This is a genomic window from Mesorhizobium sp. M8A.F.Ca.ET.208.01.1.1 (assembly GCF_004791315.1).
In the GTDB taxonomy this organism is placed as follows: domain Bacteria; phylum Pseudomonadota; class Alphaproteobacteria; order Rhizobiales; family Rhizobiaceae; genus Mesorhizobium.
Genome location: NZ_SRUT01000002.1, coordinates 427,814 through 449,997, shown reverse-complemented (window position 1 = coordinate 449,997; position 22,184 = coordinate 427,814). Strand labels below are relative to the sequence as shown.

At 59.3% G+C, this 22,184-nt stretch carries 19 protein-coding genes, 1 tRNA gene and 2 pseudogenes; 7 read left to right on the top strand and 15 right to left on the bottom strand.

The genetic code is table 11. The annotated features are described in order from the left end of the window. Positions 1-137: 137 nt before the first annotated feature. Both EN851_RS12680 and EN851_RS12675 read left to right on the top strand, forming a co-directional pair. The gene (locus tag EN851_RS12680) at positions 138-344 is read left to right on the top strand and encodes a SlyX family protein (protein ID WP_123151274.1); all 207 of its coding nucleotides are present in this window, start codon (positions 138-140) and stop codon (positions 342-344) included. Positions 345-366: 22 nt separating this feature from the next. After that, positions 367-765, top strand: a complete 399-nt coding sequence (locus tag EN851_RS12675) for a hypothetical protein (protein ID WP_135919035.1) — start codon at positions 367-369, stop codon at positions 763-765. A gap of 62 nt (positions 766-827) precedes the next feature. Here EN851_RS12675 and EN851_RS12670 read toward each other — a convergent pair whose 3' ends face one another. The 3 genes from EN851_RS12670 to EN851_RS12660 all read right to left on the bottom strand — a co-directional run bounded on the left by EN851_RS12670 (position 828) and on the right by EN851_RS12660 (position 3,242). Then, on the bottom strand, positions 828-1,817 hold the full coding sequence (locus EN851_RS12670; protein ID WP_127280664.1) for a BMP family ABC transporter substrate-binding protein: 990 nt from the start codon (positions 1,815-1,817) through the stop codon (positions 828-830). A gap of 251 nt (positions 1,818-2,068) precedes the next feature. After that, positions 2,069-2,392, bottom strand: a complete 324-nt coding sequence (locus EN851_RS12665; RefSeq protein WP_127869964.1) for a hypothetical protein — start codon at positions 2,390-2,392, stop codon at positions 2,069-2,071. Between the two features lie 130 nt (positions 2,393-2,522). Next, positions 2,523-3,242 (bottom strand): DUF2569 domain-containing protein, encoded by a 720-nt coding sequence (locus EN851_RS12660; RefSeq protein WP_245520735.1) that lies wholly within the window; start codon positions 3,240-3,242, stop codon positions 2,523-2,525. A 374-nt stretch (positions 3,243-3,616) separates the two neighbouring features. On the opposite strand from EN851_RS12660, the gene EN851_RS12655 reads away from it, so the two are divergent. Continuing rightward, a tRNA-Ser gene (locus tag EN851_RS12655) sits at positions 3,617-3,706 on the top strand. A gap of 428 nt (positions 3,707-4,134) precedes the next feature. On the opposite strand, the gene EN851_RS12650 is transcribed toward EN851_RS12655, so the two are convergent. The 5 genes and pseudogenes from EN851_RS12650 to EN851_RS12630 form a co-directional block, all read right to left on the bottom strand. Further along, a complete protein-coding gene (locus EN851_RS12650) occupies positions 4,135-5,154 on the bottom strand; it encodes a DUF4105 domain-containing protein (protein WP_135929348.1) in 1,020 nt (339 codons plus the stop codon). A gap of 100 nt (positions 5,155-5,254) precedes the next feature. Beyond that, the gene (locus EN851_RS12645) at positions 5,255-6,508 is read right to left on the bottom strand and encodes an alpha/beta hydrolase (protein WP_245520752.1); all 1,254 of its coding nucleotides are present in this window, start codon (positions 6,506-6,508) and stop codon (positions 5,255-5,257) included. Positions 6,509-6,805: 297 nt separating this feature from the next. Continuing rightward, positions 6,806-7,193: pseudogene (locus EN851_RS12640) on the bottom strand (leucine zipper domain-containing protein); the annotation flags it as partial. Positions 7,194-7,511: 318 nt separating this feature from the next. Then, positions 7,512-8,261, bottom strand: a complete 750-nt coding sequence (locus tag EN851_RS12635) for a hypothetical protein (RefSeq protein WP_127278206.1) — start codon at positions 8,259-8,261, stop codon at positions 7,512-7,514. A 289-nt stretch (positions 8,262-8,550) separates the two neighbouring features. After that, a pseudogene (locus EN851_RS12630) lies at positions 8,551-9,166 on the bottom strand (DUF3300 domain-containing protein); the annotation flags it as partial. Positions 9,167-9,612: 446 nt separating this feature from the next. Here EN851_RS12630 and EN851_RS12625 point away from each other — a divergent pair. Then, a complete protein-coding gene (locus EN851_RS12625; RefSeq protein ID WP_135929346.1) occupies positions 9,613-11,055 on the top strand; it encodes a DUF1254 domain-containing protein in 1,443 nt (480 codons plus the stop codon). Between the two features lie 345 nt (positions 11,056-11,400). Beyond that, a complete protein-coding gene (locus EN851_RS12620; protein ID WP_127278204.1) occupies positions 11,401-12,216 on the top strand; it encodes a transporter in 816 nt (271 codons plus the stop codon). A 561-nt stretch (positions 12,217-12,777) separates the two neighbouring features. Here EN851_RS12620 and EN851_RS12615 read toward each other — a convergent pair. The 6 genes from EN851_RS12615 to EN851_RS12590 all read right to left on the bottom strand — a co-directional run bounded on the left by EN851_RS12615 (position 12,778) and on the right by EN851_RS12590 (position 19,902). Next, on the bottom strand, positions 12,778-13,773 hold the full coding sequence (locus tag EN851_RS12615) for a HupE/UreJ family protein (protein WP_127278203.1): 996 nt from the start codon (positions 13,771-13,773) through the stop codon (positions 12,778-12,780). Beyond that, positions 13,770-14,624, bottom strand: a complete 855-nt coding sequence (locus EN851_RS12610; protein ID WP_245511687.1) for a peptidylprolyl isomerase — start codon at positions 14,622-14,624, stop codon at positions 13,770-13,772. The genes EN851_RS12615 and EN851_RS12610 overlap by 4 nt, the downstream gene beginning before the upstream one ends. Positions 14,625-14,712: 88 nt before the next feature. After that, complete coding sequence (locus tag EN851_RS12605; RefSeq protein ID WP_127275478.1) at positions 14,713-16,647, bottom strand: DUF3604 domain-containing protein; 1,935 nt, start codon at positions 16,645-16,647, stop codon at positions 14,713-14,715. A 271-nt stretch (positions 16,648-16,918) separates the two neighbouring features. After that, complete coding sequence (locus EN851_RS12600; RefSeq protein WP_127275477.1) at positions 16,919-17,125, bottom strand: hypothetical protein; 207 nt, start codon at positions 17,123-17,125, stop codon at positions 16,919-16,921. Positions 17,126-17,127: 2 nt separating this feature from the next. Further along, positions 17,128-17,925: a DUF2092 domain-containing protein gene (locus EN851_RS12595; protein ID WP_135929345.1), complete on the bottom strand. Its 798-nt coding sequence runs from the start codon at positions 17,923-17,925 to the stop codon at positions 17,128-17,130. Between the two features lie 144 nt (positions 17,926-18,069). Beyond that, the gene (locus EN851_RS12590) at positions 18,070-19,902 is read right to left on the bottom strand and encodes an adenylate cyclase (RefSeq protein WP_127275475.1); all 1,833 of its coding nucleotides are present in this window, start codon (positions 19,900-19,902) and stop codon (positions 18,070-18,072) included. 212 nt (positions 19,903-20,114) lie between these two features. Here EN851_RS12590 and EN851_RS12585 point away from each other — a divergent pair, with 212 nt between their 5' ends. Then, positions 20,115-20,408: a hypothetical protein gene (locus EN851_RS12585; RefSeq protein ID WP_335930832.1), complete on the top strand. Its 294-nt coding sequence runs from the start codon at positions 20,115-20,117 to the stop codon at positions 20,406-20,408. Positions 20,409-20,510: 102 nt separating this feature from the next. Here the strand turns inward: EN851_RS12585 and EN851_RS12580 are convergent, their stop codons facing one another. Next, a complete protein-coding gene (locus EN851_RS12580; RefSeq protein ID WP_127275474.1) occupies positions 20,511-20,765 on the bottom strand; it encodes a hypothetical protein in 255 nt (84 codons plus the stop codon). A gap of 462 nt (positions 20,766-21,227) precedes the next feature. Between EN851_RS12580 and EN851_RS12575 the strand changes: the two genes are divergently transcribed. After that, positions 21,228-21,755 carry a hypothetical protein gene (locus EN851_RS12575; protein WP_127275473.1) on the top strand — a complete coding sequence of 176 codons (528 nt, stop codon included), beginning with the start codon at positions 21,228-21,230 and terminating at the stop codon, positions 21,753-21,755. The last annotated feature ends 429 nt before the right edge of the window (positions 21,756-22,184 follow it).

Sequence of the window (22,184 nt, the reverse complement as noted above, 5' to 3'; positions counted from 1 at the left end):
GCAGCGTCCACTCTCGACAAATCCGCGCGCGCTTGTCAATTTCGAACGTGGCCGAAGCTCTCGCATTCGCTAATATGGCGAGGTCGATTTGACGTTGCGGCGCAAGGTGTCGCGGCACGAACTGGGGACTTTGCATGATCATGCCCGCCGACCGGCTGACGACGCTGGAAATCCGCGCCGCCGAGCAGGAGAAGACCATCGAGGAACTGTCGGGCCAGATTGCCGAGCAGTGGAAGGTGATCGAACGCATGCAGCGCAAGCTCGATGCGTTGACCGACCGCTTCCTGGCCCTTGAAGAGCAGGCGGCACCGGATGTGCCGGTGACCAAACCGCCACACTGGTGAGGAGAAGGGGAGGGTCCTGGCCATGGCCGGTGAAAGCGACCGCATCGCAAGGGCCGGCGATTATGTGCTGGGCCTGATGAACGATGCCGAGCGCGAGCGGGCCGAGCGCGATCTCGAGATCGACCCTGCCTTCCGCGACGCGGTGGTGCAACTCGCCGAACGCATGCATGTTTTCGACCGTGCCGAAAAACCAGCTGGCGCCAATCATTGGGCGCTGGTCACGCAACGCCTCGCCGAATTGCCGCAAATGCGCAGCGTTGGCCTGGGCGGCAACGATGCCAAACCGCCGACAGTGATCCGAAGCCTGTCCCGACAGCCGTACGGCGTTGGCGTGCACGCGCTGGGCGGCAAGCGTGGGTACGTGGTCGCTATGGCACTGATCGCGGCCTTCGCGCTGGGTTATCTCGCCGGCAAGCTGTAGGCCGACACAAAACCGCCGGGCGTTGCCCGGCGGTTCCAGTCATTGCCGTATGGTGCCGCCGATCAATAGGGGCAGGCGTTGTCGGCTGTGTAGTCGTGCACCTGGATCTTGCCGGCGATGATGTCGGCCTTGGCCTTTTCGACCGCCGCCTTCATTTCGTCGGTCACCAGCGCCTTGTTGTTGTCGTCCATGGCGTAGTCGACGCCGCCTTCCTTGAGGCCGAGATTTTGCACGCCACCTTTGAAGGTGCCGTTCTTGCCGTCCATGAAGGCATTGTAGACGGCGACGTCCACACGCTTCATCATCGAGGTCAGCACCTTGCCGGGCTGCAGGCCGTTCTGGTTGGAATCGACGCCGATGCCGAGCTTGCCGGCATCAGCCGCCGCCTGCAGCACGCCGACGCCGGTGCCGCCGGCCGCGGCGTAGACCACGTCGGAGCCCTGGTCGATCTGCGTCTTGGCGATCTCGCCGCCCTTGGCCGGGTCGTTCCAGGCAGCCGGCGTGTCGCCGGTCATGTTCTGGATGACATCGGTCGCGCCTGCCGCCTTGGCGCCGCCGACATAGCCGCATTCGAATTTGCGGATCAGCGGGATGTCCATGCCGCCGATGAAGGAGACCTTCTTGGATTTCGAGGCCATCCCCGCCAGGATGCCGACGAGATAGGAGCCTTCATTCTCCTTGAACACCAGCGAACGGACGTTGGGCAGGTCGACGGCATCGTCGATGATGGCGAAGTTCAGGTCGGGATAATCTTTTGCGACCGCTTTGAGGGCGTCCTCCCAGGCAAAGCCGGCCATGACGATCGGGTTGCGGCCGTCCTCGGCGAAGCGGCGCAGCGCCTGCTCGCGCTGCGAGGCGTTCGACACTTCGAACTCCACATATGCAACGCCGGTCTCGGTCTTGAATTTCTCGGCGCCGTGGTAGGCCGCCTCGTTGAAGGATTTGTCGAACTTGCCGCCCAGATCATAGAGGATGGCCGGCTGGACATCCGCGGCGAAAGCCGGAAGAACCATTGCGGTTGCGGCCAGGAGGCCGAGAACGATACGTTTCATGTGATCCACACCCTGTCGGTTATTTTTTCCGTTACGCACCGCCTGTCTGCCCGGTTCTCCGGCAGGCAAACGACGTTAGCCAGGAGTGTATTCCCCTCCCGCTCCCGGGCAATCTGGCACGGCCCGAAACAAAATTCACGCGGAATTTTGACCTTTTGGAAAAGCATGCCATGGGCACGCCGCGCCGCGATCCGATCCTTGCTCGCAAGCCGTCGGGAGGTGGCCGGAATGGCGCGGGCGATGCCGGTGGGTCAGTTCGCGGCGAACTGTCCCGTGCGCCGCTGCCGCCGGTAGCCGATGGCGTAAAGCAAGAAGGCCAGCACCGCGAACACGGCAAAGCCCGGCTGGTTGAGCACCCAGGCGATGGCGCCGTCCCACAGCAGCGGACTGGCCTTGGCGCGGACATAGGTTTCGAAGGCTGCCCGCGTGTCCGGCGAGACAGCCAGCCAGCTGGCGTTGAGCGGGGTCAGCACAAGGGCCGAAGCCGCCACCGTGCGCGTCGTGTCGAGCACCGCCATGATGACGGAAACCGATAGCGCGACCATGGCCGCAAGACGAAAGACGAAGCGAAACATCAAGGCTCTCCCCCGGTTCATCCTGGAGCTGACCAGGAGCCTCCGGCACATGTCCCGAACCAGAAATAGAATGCGTGCGGTTTGTCCGCAATCGCGATACGCGAATTTGAAGGCTGGCGCTTGCTGAACCCTATGCGACTGGCTTGCGTCCGCGGCGGTGAACGAGCCAGACGGCAAGAATGCCGCCGGCAATGGCGCCGACCACCAGCCCGGCCAAGCCGATGAAGGCGGCGAAGTAGCCGCAGCCGCCCTCGAAGCAACTGACCTCGGCGACATCGGCAATCACCGAGCCAGCCAGGAAGCCGCCAACGGCGCCGATGACCGCGCCCAGGATGATGCCGAGCAAGGCAGCGACGATGGAAACGAAGACCGACGGCGCTTCGGTCGGCGGCCTGGCATAGACGCCTTCGGCGCCGGAGCCGCGGCGCAGCAGATAGATGCAGAGCAGGCCGATGGCGATTTCGGAGCCGCCGATGAACTGGCTCCTGGCGGAGAAGACGAAATCGGGCACGGCAAGCACATAGGCCTGCCTCGCCAGCACCCAGACGATGGTCGCCGCCTGCCAGATGATGAACTGGCGCGGGAAGCGCGCCGAGCGGCCAAAGGCAAGGCCGAGCAGGTAAAGCCCCCACAGGATGGTGATGATGTCGACGGCAAGCCCGCCAAGGAGGAAATAGAAGATCCTGTCCGGCAGGCCGGAGTCGCCGGTCAGCCACCAGGCCGAGGCCAGGCCGTAGACCGACCACGCCATGACGAAGATGAGCCAACCCACCGGGACATAAGACAGGTCGTTGCCTGGCCGCCCGACTGGCGCCTGCCCGCTACCCGGTTGTTCACTGCTTGATGTCATGTCCGGACGATGCCCCCGCAAAGCCTCAGCGTCACTCGACAGGTGGCCGGCGGCGAAGTCAAGCGCGGCCGGTCTTGCGGCCTCGCCTATGCACATCATTCGGGACGTCGGTACCCTCGAAAAAGAATGCGGCGGCGGCCTCACGAAGCACTGTGTGGCCGGCAAAGCGAATAGACTGCCGTTATGGCTTGGCATTCGGCGCGGGATCGACTAGATGAGCCCCGCGCCTGTTGCTTTGACGGCTCAGGGGCGAAGGGAAGGTGTTTGCTGGTTGGCGGCACCCACGGCGCGGAAATAGCGTGCTGGCTCCCTGAAGGGACTGCATTGTCCCCAACCCGCGCGGCGAAACCGGCCGTCGCGAAAAATGCAAGGACGGAGAGGTGGCCGAGTGGTTGAAGGCGCACGCCTGGAAAGTGTGTTTACGGGAGACCGTAACGCGGGTTCGAATCCCGCTCTCTCCGCCATACAATCAACAAAAACAACAGCTTATAGTGAAATTCAGAATTTACCCGCCAAAGAGCCCATCATGCAGAATGCTATTGATTTAGGCAGCTGCGACGGCATGAGACATCCGGCCGGGGCGCCATTCCCATCATAAAACGATATCTTGGACTCATCGAGATCATGATGCGGAAGCGGCGCCCGTCGTGGGCTGGTCCGATACGAAGTCAGCGCTCGTCGGCACTCAGCGGCACCAGCAATCGGCGCTCTAGTCCCGATCGCCCGTTTGCGGCCGCCGCGGTGGCGCCTTGGGTAATGCGGGCACCTTCTTTCCGACACGAACTTTGTTCCAGTATCCTGCGGCGGGGACGCGATTCCGCATCGCTTCAGCAGCTTCTTTAGGCCGACATCTGGCCTACTGATTCAGTTTCGACAATCGAGATATAGCACTTCAAGGGGCGTACCCGCTTCGAGACGGAGACGGCACGCCAATACGGATTAGTCTTGAATAGTCTGGCGAAAGGCCTGACTTCCGCGCGCGGTCGTCGATGTGGGCTATCGCCCTTAAGTCTGACAATGGCATGCGGGTATCGAGTGCACCCCGTGCATAGGCATAATCGGGAAGATAGCCGTTGACGATGAGGCGCCAGTCGAGAGGGACCACGTCACCGACCGCTCGCATCATCTTGACGATCGTCGTCGTGCAGTTCGTCGTGATGGAATTGTAGAATTCTGGCGTCGCGGACAGCGCATTTGCGTCAGAGAGGTATTCCAGAAGGAGCGTCCGAGCCGCGTCCGGCGACGCCTTTAGTCGATAGATTTGGACGTCCTCTCCCCGGAAATTCGACCTGACGCCGATCACGTCTCGCTCGTCGGCCGCGATAATGACTAGGGGATTGCTTTTGAACAGGTCTGCTATGGGCGAAAACTCGCCACCGCGACGCCGCCGCACCTCGATGGACCAGGCAAGATAGTCACCTCCTGCAAAGCCGAAGCTCATGATGACATGGGCGATTTTGGTCCCAGACCAATAAGACATGAAGAGGTCGACGGTCTGGATGCTGGAGAGATCGTACGTCCGCGTTGTCCAGCGTTCGGTAAAATCGGTGTCGCTGCGCCATTCGAAGGCGCGCACGTCTTTTAACGTCAACCGATTTCCGTCGTAGGTGCCGGTTACCTGACGGGCGACATCGGGCGCCCAGTCGGCGTGGGCCAAAGGCTTGATGGTGCTCCACCAAACCAGAACCGCAGCAAACGCAGCCACAAACACTGCGAGCGCCCGGAAGCGGATCCGGCTGAAGAGCGCGATGATGATGGTGAAGCCGAACAAGATGAACAGGATGCAGGCCACTGCCCGTCCGGGCTCTGGGAAAGGCAGGCGATACCACATGGCAAATCCGGCCCAGGCGGTCAAGATTGTAACGACTAGTGAAAGGATGATGGCAATTGAGATTCGCGCGACGCCACGCATTCATTCCCCCTTTCAGCCGGATGGGATGCAGCACCGTTCCTGCGGATGCGCATGGTCTGCCTTCATCGGCTTCAGTACTGCACTTGGCTTCGACGAATGGTTATTTCCTGCAATCTTTCATAGTCGGAGAGGAGACACCGCAATTCTTGCCAGCCTTCGCTTTCTGGCTGTTCTGGGAACCTGCGAGAGCGTTGACCTGACGGCCGTAGTTCTCCCTGGTGTTCTGATCGATCACTGCCACGGGTGCCGCGATCACCAGCCCCGCCGCGCTGCCCGCCGCTGCTGCCGCTCCGGTCGTTGCCTGAATGATCGTGTCGCCCAGGCCAACCCTACTGTCGGTGAGATTCTGGCCGCCGGCAATTCGAGCCCCAATCAGTTGGACGGTCTGGGGTGACTCGGCGAACTTGCCATGGTTCAACTTGTCTCCGGATTTGACTTTGGTCAGGTCGATGACCACTACATTGTTTTTCGCGAATTCCTCTTTGTATGGGCTCTGCTCCGGGTTGATTGAACCGAGCCGCGGGATATCGCCCCAGACCCGTTTTGAAATCGCCAGCGCGCGGTCATCCTGCGAAACAAAAAGGGTGAACTGGGGGTGCTGTTTGCCCATGTCGGCAATTTGCGTGCGAAACACGTCGACATCGACGTCAGGGGCAGCCAGCATGACGTTCTTGAATTTCGCCGGCAGGCCGCCGTTGCGGATGGCCATCTGGCGCAAAGATTCCAACGCAAGCCAGTTGCCCATTGAATGGGCGAGGATCGAGACTTCCTTTATGTCAGGATCGCGCGCGAGAAACTGGAACAACAGTTCGAGGCCATCACGGGTGTAGTTGGTGCTTTCGCGGTCGTAGCCGTAAGCAAGTGCACTCCCACGGGAAGGCCAGGTGACCAGAATCGGAACGCTGTCCGTTCCCGTATCCTTGGCGATCTGCGCAAAACGATAAACCGAATCTTCGAATCGGTTATTGAAACCATGGATAAAGACCAAAACACTATGGTCCCGGCTTTTCCTGACAGATGCGTGGAGCCATCCCTTCGCTGTCTGGACGGTCAAATCGTCGGTCTGAACGACCGCGAAATCGGTTGCCGGGTTTGATGGAAGTTTCTTGGGCCACGCGACCTCGCCGACCTTGCGAACCGATGCCGGAGGGATCGACACTGTAATTTCCGCGAACGAGGGGGCCAATCCGCGCTCCCCAGTAAACATCTCAGCCGGATTGGAGGAACGACTGCGGGTCGTCGCCACCAACATCTCCACCTTGCTCGCCGAAGGGGACGTTTCGGCCACTGGCAACAGCACATTCGTCGGACGGGACGCGCACCCCCACAACAGGGCAGCCAAAGCCGACGCCAACAAAACGCTGCTGACATGCCTGACTTTGGATAGGCTCACAAAACAATTTCCCAAACTCCCCTCCCGTTTCGAAGTTGTCCCCAAGCGAATGCACGGCTCGAAAGCAGCCCCGCTTTGATACTTGATGCAAATGCATGGCGCTCGTAGCATCTGGTATTCTCTGCTGGTTGGCTTCGGACTTATTTCTTTGCGAGTAGGAGTGTAACGACGGTGCGGAAACTGAATCTGTCAGGGCTCGCTCCCGAGCGCTCAGCCCAATAGAGCACCACTCCCGGGCACAGGCTGATTGGCTTGACGCTCGCGCTCATAGCGACGCGCCGGCTCGGCCGGTACCAGGTCTTTCAGCCGTAACAGTCCGGCGTGTGCCAGCACTCGCCCCACCGTCGCTTCGGACACGCCGGTTTGCATAGCAATGTGCTTGCCGGTCAGGCGCTGCCCGCGCAGCGCACAATCGCATCTGCCACCGCGGCTACGGCTCGCCTTGGACTTGTCTTGGGCCGCGAGGAATGGTCGAGCATGCCGGCGCTTCCCCCGATCTGGAAGCGCTCCACCCAGCGCGCCACCACCTTCGCCGTCACCCCGTATGTCTGCGCCGCATCGGCTTTGGAAAGACGGCATTCAACAACGTCGCGGCCATCTCCTCTCGACGCAGCGGCGTCAGACGGGCATTCTTGTGGATGTTCATTCGTCCTTCGAGAATCACTGAAGCTTCGACAATCTCCGCTTTCTCGGTCGGGGCCGAATGAGCAACCTCCTGAAAGCTCACACCTAGCTAAAATGAAACTTCATCGCGAGGGAGTTTGTGGTGATCTTGCGCCCCGCATAGACGAGGAGCTTCCTTCCCACCGACCAGAACATTGCGTTCTCGGGTCGAGAAGGCCGCCCCTGCTACCGGGAGCGAAAACGATCAGCACGGAACCGCCATAGCGAACTTCGCGATGCTCTTGCTTCCTTACCTCAAATACGCGATCGCGATCTATTTGACCTGCCATCACCGATCCGATCAGAACCGAAATTTGGCGCCGATGATTGGTCCCTGCATTGCCACGTCAAATACAAATCCGTCGTTGTCGTAGTCTACGGCAAGGTAGCGATAGCCCGCTTCCAGCGTGACCGAATCGCTATACCGGTATTGAAGCGTGCCCAGCACCTGCCAATCGATGTCGGCGCCGACACCGAAGCCACCGACATCCGCCTCGCCATGGAGGCCGAATCCGTTGCCGAGAGCAACATTGCCGGCCACACCAATCAGAGGGTCGACCCAAGTCTTGCTACCGCTGGCCTCCCTCGTGGCGAGAGGGCCGGTAACGGTCAAATCCGTATCCAGGTACCAGAGCCGTCCGCCGGCCAGAACGTCCAAGGTCGCGGTGCCATTGTCGACGACCCGATAGGAGCCGCCGAAGGTCCACAGCACCATGTTCATCTTCGCTTCGGCCGAAAGAGCAGCCAACGGGCCGGGCGATGTGCCATCGGCCTCGAGTCCCAGGTATATGAAGTCGGTGAATAGAGCGTAGCGGCCATTGCGCGCCTCACCGGCAAGCATGACCGGCGGGGGAGACCAATCGATGTGGTTGAAAATCTGGCTGAAATCGACATTGACATCCGCCGGCGACAGGCCCCTGACGCCGACCCTGCCGTTCATGCCTGCCATCCAGAAATAGGGCTCTGCCGTGAAGGTCCAGACCGGCGCGGGTGCAGGTGTGGGTTCGGGAGGTGCAAGGTCCGCCGCGATCGCCGGCGCCGCAACCAGCACTGCCGCTATCCCCGCCAAAGCCGGCACGAGAGCTCGGATGATTCCCATATCGAAGTCCCCTCTAAAATCCGTCTTTTACTTCTTGTCCGATGCGAACGTCTTGCGCCGCAGTGACAACATATACGTATTCGCGCGGCTCAGCTAATGGATATCGGCTTCCGGTCGTTCTTCATTCGTAGCGGTCCATTGCTCGTGGCTGTCACGGACAGTGTTGAGCCTACTTCGGGAACAGCAGGGTAATTCCCGTGCGGAAGCCGAAGCCGTCGGGTCCGCTGTCGGGACTTTTAGCCCAGTAGGCAATCGGCGCAAGGGGATAAGCGGTAGCGTACGGCATGGCCGGTTCATACCGCGGGATATAGATCGTGTCCGTACTCGCGGACCGGATAACGACATTGTTGTTCTCTTCGACAACCGTGACCTTGTCGTCGGCCCTTGGCCTCCGCCTTGTCGCGCAACTGCTGAATCGCGACCAGTACGTCTTTTTGCTGATACGTTAACGCGTCGCCAAACGTCTGGGTCCAATCCAGATCGTCACTCATCATTTTAATGATCTCGGGATAGTTGAGCAGCGAGATTACACTGCCGTCCCAGCTTTCTTTGGGTTTCAGGTCCGATTTCTTGGCCACCTGATCCAGGAACCGGCTCGCCTCTACAATCTGCAGCCGGTACAGCGACGCCTCACAAATAAGTGCGACAAGTTCATCGGGGTAGAGTGCGATGCGCGCTACCAGGATTTCAAGTTCATCCTCGTCAAGCGGTTCGGGAGATTGGGCGCCCGTGCCGCTATCCGCGGCGACTGTCTTATTCTGGGCGGCCGCGAAGGAGGCGGGACTGGAGCAGACGAGAAGCGCAATAGCGGCCACAATGCCGGCGCCGGCGCGCCAGCGCGGAAACTTGCGTTCCATTATCGTCCTCCAAGCGATTTCAGGGTGGCTGCCAGCGAGTCGTGCTGCCAGTCCCGGCAAATACCTTCTGCCTTGGCACGATGCTGGAGCATTCCCCTCTTATGGGGAAGGTAGTTAACTGTATGCTACGTGCAGACTGGGCAGCTCGTGCCAGTGGATCAGTCGACGTGAAGCCGGCTTTCCTCAGCAACCGCTTGGTACGCGAGGCGTAAGCTGCGCGACCCCAGCGGCATTCAACGGTCTTGTGCCAGCCTCATCAAGGAGCTTCGGCGCCAGGCGGGGAACTCTCCCTGCGCGGCTTTTGACACTTAACGTGCTGGTGCGCGACCTTGTTTGCTTTCACGACAATCGACGCCTGTATGATCCCGTAAGATACATGCAGTACCTAGTTTCTCGATGCATGGTGCCGTAGCGTCAAACACACGTCAAAACTCGGAGTGCCAGCTATGAACATATCGCGTCGCGCCGTCTCGCTTGGCGGCTTAGGTCTGCTTGCTGCAACTTCGCAGAGGCCCACGAGTGGCCACGCAGAAGGTCTGGTTGGAGATCTGATGGAAGGATCGGATGATTTCGGCCTTGCGGTCGAGGCTTACACTTACGGCTATCCGCTGGTCACGATGGAGATGACTCGCCGGGTTATAACAAATGTTGCCAAACCCAAGGGAACCAAGGCTCCGATGGGGAATCTTATCAAGGTGCGCGAATATCCTAATGCACAGTTCCGGGATGTGACAGCTCCCAACGCCGACACGCTGTACACCACGGCCTTCTTGGACGTCGGCAAGGAGCCTTGGGTCGTCAGCCTGCCGGACTTGCAGGACCGCTACGCCTTGTTCCCCATGCTCGACGGCTGGACGACGGTCTTCGACGTGCCGGGAAAGCGGACCACCGGAACAGGCGCGCAGACCTTTGCCGTTACCGGCCCTGGCTGGGAAGGCACGCTGCCGGACGGGGTCAAGCAGTACAAATCGCCGACCAGCATCGTCTGGCTGCTCGGCCGCATCTATTGCACAGGCACGCCCGAGGACTATGCGGCAGTTCACAAGGTGCAGGACGAGGTAAAGCTCTATCCGCTGAGCGCCCACGGCAAGGAATGGACGCCGCCTCCCGGCAAGGTCGACCAGTCGATCGACATGAAAACGGCGGTCCGCGATCAAGTCAACAAGATGGATGCGGTCGAGTATTTCACGCTGCTCGCCGAACTGATGAAGACCAATCCGCCGACGGAGGCTGACGCACCGATGGTGGAAAAAATGGCACAAATCGGCATCGTGCCGGGGCAGGATTTCGACAAGACGAAGTTCAATCCTGCCTTCGCCACGCGCGTCCCGCAGATCGCCTTCGACCGCATCATGCTGCACTTCAAGTTCAGTGACGGCGACGTGAAGCAAATCAATGGCTGGGGCTTCACAACCAAGACCGGTATCTACGGCACGAACTATATCCAGCGCGCGCTCGTGACCGCCATTGGCCTTGGCGCCAATCGTCCGCAGGACGCGATCTACCCGACCTCCATGACGTCGCATGGCGACTTGATCAACAGGGCCTATTCGGGTTCGGACAAATACGTCCTGACCTTCAAGAAGGGTCTAACCCCTCCGGTAACAGGCTTCTGGTCAGTGACTATGTACGACGCGGATTACTTCTTCGTCGACAACCCGCTCAACCGTTATTCTATTAGCGCCCGCCAGCCGCTGAAAGCCAATGACGATGGTTCCATTGACATCCTGATCCAGAACGAGAGCCCTGGAGTAGACAAGGAGGCCAACTGGCTGCCTGCGCCCAAGGGCAAGTTCGTCCTGATGATGCGGACCTACTGGCCAAACGAGAGCGACCCTTCGATCATTGACGGTTCGTGGACCATCCCGCCTGTCAAGAAGGTGAGCTGAGTGACGTGGCGAGGCTGAGGGGGGTAGACTGTGCCCCCGAGGCCTCCTTAAACCGCTTGGCCGGCTTGACCGTGGCGCGGGAACACTCCATGTCCTCAACGATCTGGTTCCAACTTTGCCCAGCGCATAGCATGTCATGATCGCCCTGTTCCGCTCTCATGACCGGCGCTTCAGTCGCAAGCTCCATCCCGCCTGCATCGACCTAAGACAAGCGAATGATTGCGGGGCGGCGTTCGAGAAACACACCCATCGACAAAAGTGTGGACCATACCCAGCATTGACGGTGTACTGTCTATCCGGGGTCGGTCCCCTTAGGCTGGTCGGCATGCGAAGAGGGGGTTGCCGATGTCAATGAAGTCCGAATGGGCCATTCGGCTGGCGGCTACGCTCGCCTCAGGCTTGCTCGTCTGCAGTGCCGCTTGGGCCGAGGATACCCAGGATCTCGCCAAGAAGCTGTCTAACCCGATCGCCTCGCTGATCAGCGTGCCGTTCCAATTCAATTGGGACCAGGGCTATGGTCCCAACGATGGCGACAAGGGCTATGTCAACATCCAGCCGGTCATTCCGTTCTCGCTCAACGACGATTGGAACGTCATCTCCCGCACCATCCTGCCCGTCGCCTACCAGCACGATATTGCCGGGCCTTCCGGCAATCAGTTCGGGCTCGGCGACATCAGCCAGAGCCTGTTCTTCTCGCCCAAGAAGCCGACCGCAAATGGGATCATCTGGGGTGTCGGCCCGGTGTTCCTCTTTCCGACGGCGACCGACGAATTGCTTGGTGGACAAAAATGGGGAGCTGGTCCGACAGCCGTCGTGTTGAAACAAAAGGACGGATGGACGGTGGGTATGTTGGCGAACCACATCTGGTCGTTTGCCGGCGACGGCGACCGCAGCGACATCAACGCCACCTACTTGCAGCCTTTCGTCTCCTACACGACGAAGGACGCTTGGACGTTCAGCTTGAACACCGAGAGCACCTACAATTGGGAGGCGCAGCAATGGTCGGTCCCGATCAACTTCCAAGTCTCGAAGCTGGTGGTGATGGACAAGCAGCCGATCAGCCTGTTCGCCGGTGTGCGCTACTGGGCGGAAAGCCCCGACAATGGGCCAGATGGTTTCGGCTTCCGCACGGGTATTACACTACTGTTTCCAAATAAATAGGCCGGGCAGTGCTTCGGCCGGGGCGCAGGCCGGTCCTGCGTCCGCTTGTCGTGTGAGGGTAGCAGCGATCTGGCTGAGGCTCTGCCCGGCTGCCTTCAGCGGATGGACTCTCGCTCCTGGCCGAGCGCGAACGAGCTTCCGTTTAGGGTCGAACTCGGTAGTCCAGGTGATTGGGTTTTGACCCCAAACGCCATCCGATTTGGTCGCCCGCAACGGTCCAGCGTTCGCCTGACCTGCATAGACGTCCATTTCCCACCTCGGGGCGGAGTCATCTGCGTTTGGGCAGCCACATAGAGCAACGTCCGCATGAAGCCCATTCAACTTGTTTCTGTTTCATTCTGTTCTCCAATTGCTGCGTTCCGTTTGGAATTCTCGACTGGGGTTCTCAGCGGTGCCGACATGGAGTGGCCGCCATCTCATTCTGATCCGGGAAATCCGCAGGACGACCGAGACGCGACATCGCCATGACCAAGATCGCTCCGATCCTCGAGGGCTCGCGACGTTTCTCGCCAATCAACGCGACGCTTAACCCGAGTTCGGAACCAGTTCCAGTTATCCGATCTAGACCACAAAGCCGGCAAGTCGTGTGATGAGCCAGCCTGCAGCCATTGTGCCGATCAGATAGGCGGCAGTGCTCCGCGCAGCTACAATCGGAATGGTGATCAGGGTGGTAACAATTCTGAAGGCGATTAGTACCGCCGCTACAAAAAGCATTTGCCCTGCTTCGACGCCCAGATTGAAGGTGAGAAGAGCAAGCGGCACATCCACCTGTGGAAGTCCGATCTCCTTGAGCGCACCAGCAAAGCCAAAGCCATGAAGAAGACCGAAAGCGAAGGCCACCATCCAGGGATAGGTCTCGGACAGCCGCCTTTCTGCTGGCTTGATCTTGGTGAGTTCGCTGGCCACGAAGGCAATGCTAAGCGCAATGGTGGCTTCCACGGGTTTCTGCGGTAGGCTGAAGTAACCCAAAGCCGCCCCTGCAAGCGTGATACTGTGGGCAATCGTAAAGGCAGTAATTGTCTTCACGAGCGTCCATCGATTGTGGATCAGCAGCATGAGAGCCAGCACGAATAGAAGGTGGTCGATGCCGGACAGGATGTGATCAACACCCAACCGGAAATAGGTTTCCGCCACCTCAAAGCTGGCCTGAGCGCCCTTGATGACAGTGCTCGGCATATCTGGTTTGAGGCGGGCAATCTCCGTCGTCCCATCGCGGTAGGTAATATGGATCAGCGCGTCGGTCAGGGTTGAGCGCAAGCCGTCGATGGTGATCTCACGGCCCTTCAGACCGCCGTCGCATGCGGCGGTCCATCGCTCAATGTAGGCACCGCCATCGATGGATCTCGTCGGCTCGTTCTCCGCCCTGCATGTTTCCGGCAAACGCGCGTAGAGGCTGAGCCGCCTGTCGCCCAGGGCCGGCACTTTCCATACCGCCACAAATACATCGGGTTCCGTCTCCCGCATCTCGAGATAAGCGGGGCGCATCTCGTGTGCTGCTGCGGGTGCGGATTGGAACAGCTGCAGAAGAACCGTCAATAGCGCTGCGAAGCGAATCATCGGATGGCGCTCGTTTTTGCGGGGTACTCGATCACTACCGCATATCGCTTCAGCAATTCCTCAAGTCGGCGCTCTTCGAATTCCTTGCGCTTGTCATTCGCCCACTCGCGCACCACGTCATCGCGCACCTCGTTGAGCGCGGGCAAGCGGCCCGGTCTACGCTCTGACAGCTTGATCAAATGAAGTCCGAAACTTGATGTGACGGGACCCGTCCACTGGCCTAGCGTTGCCTTGTCGAGCGCTTCGGCGAAATCCGTCCCAAAAGTCTGGCCTATCGATGATTTGCCTGTCAGGGGCAGCTCCACGGGAAGCAACGACACGTCACCCAACATCGTCGGATCGGTCGCGGGATTTGTCGCCAATGTCTTCAATATGGAGGCCGCGTCCTGCCCGGTCTTGTCGCCGTGCTGGTCCGGGTTGAGGAAAACCTGTTGGAAGGCCAGCATCGGTTCGATCTCGAATACGGTGGGGTGAGCCTTCAGATAGGCATCAAGCTCACCACTAGTCGGCGTTTGTGCATCGACGATGGAGTCGTTCATAAACCCCATCTTCAGGCTTAGGCGGCGGCGAATGACAGCGTCATCCTTGTCGAGCCCCAAGGCTAATGCCTCGCGGACGTAGATCTCTTCCTTGACGTAGTCGTCGACCAGTCCCTTAAATTCCTCGGCCGTCGGAGGTCGCTGCCAGGTCTTGCCGAAGATTGCAGTCAGTTGTTCGATCTTGGGCGCCGTGACGATGATGCGATCCGGCGCTTGCGCTCCCCCGCGGTTGAGCAGGCCATACACCGAGAAGATGGCCAGAGCCAAAATGATGAAGTGCGCTAATGGCTCTCTCAGCAGACGTTTCAGCAAGATGATTGGCTCCGCTGGCAAAGGACAAGCAAGGTGGTGCGGTGGTAGGCGGCCGCACCGAACTTTCAGGTCAACTCCAGAGTGACATTCAAGGCGTGTACCAGATCGGCGACGTGTAGGCGCGCTCCGTCACAGTCATCTGTGTCCCCTCCAGTGGCTTCGTGCCAAAGCGCTTGGCGTCGTAGGCGGTCCAGCGCGGCGTCGGGATCTCGATGACTCGACCGTAGTAGAAAGCCTTCTGCTTTGGATCAAATGCTGGGTCCTTCCAGACCGCAATCAGTTCCGAGGCGCCTATGGTGTTCTTCCACGTAGCGTTTTCGACATCCACCGTGCTGCCAACCGATGGGAGCTTGCCATCTGCGCCTAACTTGCGGTCGCCACCCCAAGCTACGTCATAGACCTGCTCATGAGTTTGATCCTTGTCATCGAGCCATCCCTTGACGATCTGGTAACGATCGAGATTGGCGCCGATCGGATCCTTAAGTGCAGCGACGAGGAACGTCGGCACCTTGCCCTCTGGCGCTGCCGTCAAGTCGCCGCCCATGGGCACGCCTTTTGCATAGCCGATAGCGCCCGGATTGCGGGTCTCTGCATCTGCCTGCTCGAAATCCCAGCCGCCGAAGAAGCGCACAGCCATGCGCGGTCCCGTGGTGCCATAGGTTTCCTTGCGCTGCATGGCGTCCCAAAGAGCTTCACGGGTATTTTCCGTCGCCCAGACCGCGGCATAACCCGAGGCGCTGACCTGCCAGTCCATGACCTTTATCTTCGTTTTTGGATTAGTGAAGAATGTACTCAACATGCGCTCCGGGCTCGGCTCCTGTGGCGTGGTCTTGCCGAAGAAGTTTTCCTCTTCCAGTGCGGAGAGGCCGGTGTGAGCATCGGAACTGCCGACCATGCCGAACTTGTAGGGGTTGGTGCCAAGCTCGGCCTCGAGCTTCAGACCATTCCGCAGTGCCGAGCGCGCATATTCGAACTCCAGCATGTCAGGTGTCTTCGCCACGCTGCCATCAAGGTTGCCAAAGTCCCACCGTTCGAAATTGGCAAATTCGTCATTGGGGGAAAGCGTCGGGTGGGTTTCGCCGTCGCCCTTGGTCTGGGTTGCCTCATAGAGCCGCTCCCATTTGGCACGCTGCTCCACATACTCCTTGTCCACCGGCTTGTTGGTGAAGGACTCGATCATCGGGAACATACGGCCATTGGAAAGGTTGCCGTTGTGGGCGATGGCCAGCACGCTACCGCCCGTCTTGTCCTCATAGGCCTGCATCCATTTCCACAGATCGCGCGGATTATCGCTGCCGAGGGGCTTCAAAGTCGTGTAGGGCACGATCTGGTCGGCCTTGTCTCCGTTATCCCGGAAGATCACGTTGCGGTGCAGATTGTTGCCCGCCGTGTTGGACGTCCATTCATAGCCGATGACAGCAGTGAAACGGCCCGGATCGTTGTATTCCTCCGCCGCTTTTATCGTATCCTGCCATGCATTTTTGTAGGGGCGGGTTTCAGGTCCATACATCATGCTCTTCGGAATCGTTCCCGCGCTGAAGGCCTGGATGATCTGGATCGCAGCGTCGCCGCCTTGTCCTGACTTGATCATATCGTACCAGGTCTTGGCTTGCGGGTCGGCAATAACGTCCGGCTTACCGGCAAACAGGTCGGGGAACATGCCCATGTTGTCTGAGTGGTCGGTAACGACCAGGAAGTCTAGCGGTCGCGACAGCTTGGCCGGCTGACCGCTCGACGCCGTAATTTCCTCGCCTCGCGCAAAGCGATAGGCATCACGCGGTGTCAGCCGCGCGCCGAACGCACCCGCATCGAAAGATGCTCCGGTGTGAAGGTGCGTGTCGCCGAAGAACGGCCGGGTAGGGAAATTTCGGCCAGCATAGGGCGAATAGATCGGCTTCGCGGCAAAGACCTTCGCTGCCTTCTCCGGTGATAGCGCACCAATGTCATCATCAGCAAATGCCGGTGCCGCCAGGCCGAGGATGGTCGCACTCAGAAGAATGGACCTGAAAGCAGAACTGCGCATATTGTGGTTCCTCCGGTTAAAGCTCGTCACCACATCGTAGTCTGTAAGTGGAAACACACCCGTAGCATCGGGTATGTTCTGTGAGGGAAGCATGCCCAAGCGACCTGCGGCACGCGAGGGTTGGTGCCTCGTCCTTCATCTCGAACTCTGATCGATGCAGGGTTGATCTGCCACCGGCGGACGTCATAAACCTGTTCCGCCCTTGTGCGCGGACTCGCCCTTATGAGACCAGCTTGGAAATCTGTGCCTCAGGTTGCGCAGCAGGCGCGACTTAACAGTAATACATACCAACCGCGCAGCGCCGCACCGTACGCCTCGCAACCCCGGCAACACTGACCGGCGTGAGCGGACGCCCGACGATGGCTTCGGCCGTCGACATAAGGGTGTGGGAACCGGTGACTGTCATCCGTTCCGAGGCTCCGAGCCCGATCAGCCCGAAGGTGGCGGCGAGCAGGATGTTTTTCAGTTTCGCTGTCATGATTATTTGGTCCCTTCTGGTGAAAACTGTGTGGGCAGTTCCTCGGTGTCGGTCAGTTCCTTCGCATCGACCTTCTTGGCGTTGGTCCCGTTCTTGAAGCCGAAGTCATCGGCCGCGACATCGCTGCCGGTCTTCCAGTCTCTGATCTGAACACTGTATTGCGGCCCCTGATCGACTTTCTTGCTGGTAATGACATATCGGCAGGGATAGGGATGCTCGCCCTGGGCGATCCAGATCTGCCAGTCTACTTCCTTGGTCCGAAACGCCAGATGATCGCATTCGGTGCCGCCGATCACGCCGCTGCCGAGGTCCTTGACGTCGGTCACGTCGCGCATCAGCTCCTCGTAGACGTTCGACATAAGCAGGTCTGCGCCGGGAACAGGCCGGTGGAACTTGTCCCGCAACTCATCGACCAGATGATCCAGGGTGCCAGGCACCTCGGCCTGCGTGTAAAGGTTGGCGTTCTTGCCCAGCAGCGTCAGCGTCTTGCCGTCGAAGATCATCTCGACATTGGCGAAACCGCCACTGCGGGTGGCGCGGATCCTGTCGGGCCGGCTGAGGTCGACCATCCCCGAACTCGCGAACAGAAGCTTCTGGTGGTCCTTGGTGACGACCTCGAAGTTGGTGTCGTATCCAAAGGAAATGGAACTCACGCTCGCCATGTAATCGGACATCGCCTTGAGCAAGCTCTTGGCCTCTGCGTCGTCCGCTGTCGCGGGCGCTCCCCACCCAATCGCCAAGATCATCGCCGCTGTAGATGCGGCGGCGAGTCGCCTTGATTTTCGTGGTATTCTTTTCATGTGAGTGCCTCCTTCCAGGTGCCTCAGTATTAGTTGAGGAAGCGGAGGAGCACCCGTAACATCGGGTAGGTTCTGTTATGGTCGCTACTTTTGTGCCGCGGCGGCCTACCAGCGCGAGAACGCAGATCGACGCTCAGCCCGCACTTACTCGCTCGAGGGCATATCAGATGTTGTGGCAGGCACTGAGGAGCCTGACGGCGCGTCCGACGGCACGGGCAAGCCTGCCTTGCGAAGGCTCGCGATCATGCGCGCCCGATCCGCTGCCTGGATGTTGCGCTTCATGAGTTCGGCCTCGATGTTGGGGATGAACGCTGGGCTCATCTTCATAAATATTTCTCCCTCCCGGGTTGCTTCCGCCATCATCCCCGCCTGTGCATAGATGGCGGTCGCTACCACATGGAAGATTGGGAGTTTCTGGAGATCGGCCTGCCGGATCTCGGCCACGGCTTTTTGGTCGTCATGCTGCATATAGGCTGTGAGCGCGAGCACCGTGTGGTAGTACCCGCCGGCCCCCGGATTGCGGTCAAGAGCTAGCTGCACAAGCTCCGCCCCACGCTGCCATTGCCCTCCAAGTGCCAGTCGTGTGCCGAATTCGCCGAGGAACTCGGTATCGTTGGGATTGAGTGCCAGTGCCCGTTCCCCGATCTCCATCGACTCAGCCCATTGCTGATTGAAGAACAACGCCGTCATCAACGCCTGAAGTGCGCGCATATTGTCCGAGTTCAGCTCGACCGCCCGACGCGCTGCAGCGAGTGCACGTTCAGCCGATGTGGGCGCGCCCTTTCGTGCATTGAAGCCAAACCGGTCCTCGTCGACGTAAGCAATCGACAGCATCGCCCAGGCGGTAGCGTAGGATGGAAAGCGTGCGACGGCGCTCTCAAGGCAGTCGCGGACGGCCGCATGCCGTTCGACACTCAACTCGGTGCGATAGGCGTAAAATTGAAGCGTGCAACGGTAGGCATCGAGATCATCGGGCGGGCCGTTCGCGATGTCGGCCTGATAGATGACGCCGTAGGGTTGAGCTACTACTGTTGCAACCTGGGCGGCGACATCGGATTGAATGGCGAAGATATCGCGGGAACGAAAATCGTCGTCGTAGGTTTGAGACCACAGGATCGCGCCGTTTTCGGTTTCGATCAGACGGGCTGTGACGCGGATTCGCGCGCCGGAGATTTGCACCCCGCCGGTCAGAAGGTAACTGGCTCCGAGTTGCTGGATGTGCGAGGGGGCGACTTGCGGTGGCAAAGCCTCTGAGGTCTCGCGGCCATACACCGTCAGTTCTTTGAAGTGCGGCAGGATGCTCAGCAATTCCTCGGTAAGCCCCATCGCATATAGCTTGGCTTCCGGTCCTCCGCCGAGATCGGCGAATGGCGCGACCACCAGCGTTGGTCCCTCGGGATCGGCCGCCCGCGTCGAGGGCAGGGAGGTCTGCGACACCAGCGGGCTGGAGGCCCAATATGCAAAGGTGAGGCAGACGACGACTGCGAGCGTTGCCGTGGCGAGCCAATGCACGCGTTCCCATGAAAACGAAGCCGCTTTCGAAATCTCGGGAGCCGCTGCAGGCCCGACGGGCGTGAGTTCGACTGCGTTCGAGACGTTCCAACTGAAAACGGGAACGTACCCGCCCTTGGGGATTTCGATGCGGATCGGATCGGTGCATCCGGACAGCAGGTAATACCGCTCAAGCGCGCGGCGCAACCGACCCGCCTCGATCCGCACCACCGGATCGTCCTGCGAGAAGTTTTCGTCCCGGTCGAAAACCTCGATGGCGATCGAATAACCTTTGAGCCGCGTAGCGCGCCCAGAGAGCGTTTCTTCCACGACGTAGCGTAGGAAAGCACAAGCGCGCGCCGGCACCGAAAACTCAGGACTTGAGAGAATGCGCTCAAGCTCGGCGCGGACCTCCTCCGGAGAGGGTGGCAGTCGGAGTGCCGAAGTCAGGGCTAGCGCTGCAACCCCAGGATTAAAGACGTTCATTCCAGAACCCCTCTTGCCCCACCTTGAAGGCCGTCCCGACCTGCCGTAGGGCATCGGCTTTGGAGGTAAATTAGAAACTGCTTAAGTAGAGTACTCCCCGCATTCCATTCCGTCCAAGACTATGTACGATTCCATATGGTCCGGCGTCGGCTACAGTAACCTACGCCCGCAACTGCTGCGGCACGCCTATACTCCATTGCACCGACGGCGGAATGGGCGTCATTGATATGGATCAAAAAATCGAGGCGGCCCAACGGCGCTTTCCCTTGCGAAAGCGCGCGATCGAGGACCTCGCCGTCCGCGATGAGGATTTCCGCTCGCTGTGTATCGATTTTGCTGACGCCGAAAGAGCGGCCCTGCGTTGGGAGAATTCCGACACACCAAAGCGTGATGAGCGTCGCGCCGAATACCTAGCGCTGGTCAACGACCTGGCCAAGGAGATCGAAGCAATATTGGATACAGCCGCCAGTATCCCGCTCCCGGCCCAGCGGCCGAAAAGTCAGTAGTGAACGAAAGCTGCTCAATGGCTGGCTGGGGCCTCGCAAAGCGGAGCAGCCCTTGGCCGCACCGAATATACCAGATGCTACATCGCGCGGCGATCCAAAGTATCACGCCGCCGCCTCCTTCCGTTGCGCGATGACGGTCTGTTGCGTCGCAGCCGCACTGACCACTGCTTCCTGTTGCGGTCCGGCAGAGCTCTGAGCCAGTACGGATTTCGCGAGTTTGATACCGTTTTCATCAAACGCTGTCGTCGCCTGACGCCAGCACTCGCAAAGACTGTTATTCGGCCCGGCAGACAAGTCTTGCAGTATGTCGATGGAACTCGTCTGATCACCGGCAAGTCTCAAGGCACCATGGTGCATGGTGTGGCTGTTCCGGGAGTAGGTTACCAGATGCTACGCGCGTGCACGCGCCACGTCCGCTAACCTTCGCGTCAATCAGTGCAGAGGAGCGACAAACAATGTGCCAACTCAGCGCGTCCCGCATGATCGATGACTAGGAGAAGGTCTACGCTTCGATAGTCGAGGACAGGCGATCATGCTCAACCGGGGTTGCTCAGCGCAGGACCAAAATGGACCACGATCTAAGCCAACGAGCTAACGGGCCTGTCCAACTAGTGGTCCGCTAATCTACATGCTTGCCCACGTAACTTACCGACTGCCTCTGGGCTCACGCGATATACAAGCCCTTTGAGACACCCGCCGAATTGCAGTCCGCGAGGGAAAAGCCCCATGCTGAGACGCCAGCGCGGACGTTCATGAGCAGAGAACGGCAGATAAAGGCAGATAAAGGCAGATAAAGGCAGATAAAGGAAAGGCACTTCCATGCGAAATTTAATGACACTTATCACGGCAACTTCAGTAGCACTTTTGTCTGCGATGGCAGCCTACGCACAAACACAAAATCCCCTTCCCAAGGCCAGCGATGTGCTTGTCCGATACGGGGACGACGTGGAGGGCTGGACGGTCTATGCAAATCAAACCCGCGGAGATTGCTTGATCGTGCGCCAGGATGGGCCAAGTTCGGTGCAAATGGGCGTTACCGCAAATCAGGAGGTCGGGTATCTCGGCGTGTTCACGAAGGCGGATATCGGCCTTCAGAACGGGGCCCAGTCGGAAATCTTCGTCTCCATCGCTGGCCATCTTTATAGTGGTGTGGCCATCACCACGAGCGGCGAACTCAAGGGCGGATATTCTGGTGGCTACATCTTGACAGACGACCCGAATTTCAAGCGCGACGTAGCGAAGCAATATGAAATGATCGTGTTTCCGGAAACCAAGGGGACCTTCGTTGTCGATCTGAAGGGGACTTACAAGGCAATGGCAATGGGCCGTAAATGCCTCGCGCAGTGACCGCCCGCTGGGCAATATTCCCCATCTCGGCCATTGGCTGCAGCCACAGAGTTTTAACGCAGAGCGCCAGCGTGTGAAATCGCTGCCGCCGGAGCGGCCAATGCCAGTCGGCGCCCACAAGCCAAGATCGTAACAGAAGTTCGGGCTTTTCAACGACCGCGGGGCTGATGACCAACAGCGAAAATACTAAATTAGAGCATTCCCAATAATGACGTAGAAAAAGAGACCTGACGTCTTTGCAGATAGCGCGACGCGTCCACCATTTTGACGCCGCCGGAGTGGATAACGGCAATTGACGATGTTGTAATATATTGGCGAGATCAATGCGGCTTCCGGTATACTCACCTTGATTGCAAGCGTCATCTGGCACCGGATCAATCCTCGAACAACCGAACTATCCACCGAGTTGATATACTGCAGAAACGCAGC

Excerpts from the sequence above, each read along its gene's own strand:
- EN851_RS12600 (WP_127275477.1), bottom strand. The coding sequence starts at position 17,125 with ATGACAGCGAAACTGAAAAACATCCTGCTCGCCGCCACCTTCGGGCTG.
- EN851_RS12580 (WP_127275474.1), bottom strand. The coding sequence starts at position 20,765 with ATGCACCATGGTGCCTTGAGACTTGCCGGTGATCAGACGAGTTCCATC.
- EN851_RS12650 (WP_135929348.1), bottom strand. The coding sequence starts at position 5,154 with ATGCGTGGCGTCGCGCGAATCTCAATTGCCATCATCCTTTCACTAGTC.
- EN851_RS12660 (WP_245520735.1), bottom strand. The coding sequence starts at position 3,242 with ATGACATCAAGCAGTGAACAACCGGGTAGCGGGCAGGCGCCAGTCGGG.
- EN851_RS12595 (WP_135929345.1), bottom strand. The coding sequence starts at position 17,925 with ATGAAAAGAATACCACGAAAATCAAGGCGACTCGCCGCCGCATCTACA.
- EN851_RS12670 (WP_127280664.1), bottom strand. The coding sequence starts at position 1,817 with ATGAAACGTATCGTTCTCGGCCTCCTGGCCGCAACCGCAATGGTTCTT.
- EN851_RS12675 (WP_135919035.1), top strand. The coding sequence starts at position 367 with ATGGCCGGTGAAAGCGACCGCATCGCAAGGGCCGGCGATTATGTGCTG.
- EN851_RS12620 (WP_127278204.1), top strand. The coding sequence starts at position 11,401 with ATGTCAATGAAGTCCGAATGGGCCATTCGGCTGGCGGCTACGCTCGCC.
- EN851_RS12615 (WP_127278203.1), bottom strand. The coding sequence starts at position 13,773 with ATGATTCGCTTCGCAGCGCTATTGACGGTTCTTCTGCAGCTGTTCCAA.
- EN851_RS12665 (WP_127869964.1), bottom strand. The coding sequence starts at position 2,392 with ATGTTTCGCTTCGTCTTTCGTCTTGCGGCCATGGTCGCGCTATCGGTT.
- EN851_RS12605 (WP_127275478.1), bottom strand. The coding sequence starts at position 16,647 with ATGCGCAGTTCTGCTTTCAGGTCCATTCTTCTGAGTGCGACCATCCTC.
- EN851_RS12590 (WP_127275475.1), bottom strand. The coding sequence starts at position 19,902 with ATGAACGTCTTTAATCCTGGGGTTGCAGCGCTAGCCCTGACTTCGGCA.
- EN851_RS12585 (WP_335930832.1), top strand. The coding sequence starts at position 20,115 with ATGGGCGTCATTGATATGGATCAAAAAATCGAGGCGGCCCAACGGCGC.
- EN851_RS12625 (WP_135929346.1), top strand. The coding sequence starts at position 9,613 with ATGAACATATCGCGTCGCGCCGTCTCGCTTGGCGGCTTAGGTCTGCTT.
- EN851_RS12575 (WP_127275473.1), top strand. The coding sequence starts at position 21,228 with ATGCGAAATTTAATGACACTTATCACGGCAACTTCAGTAGCACTTTTG.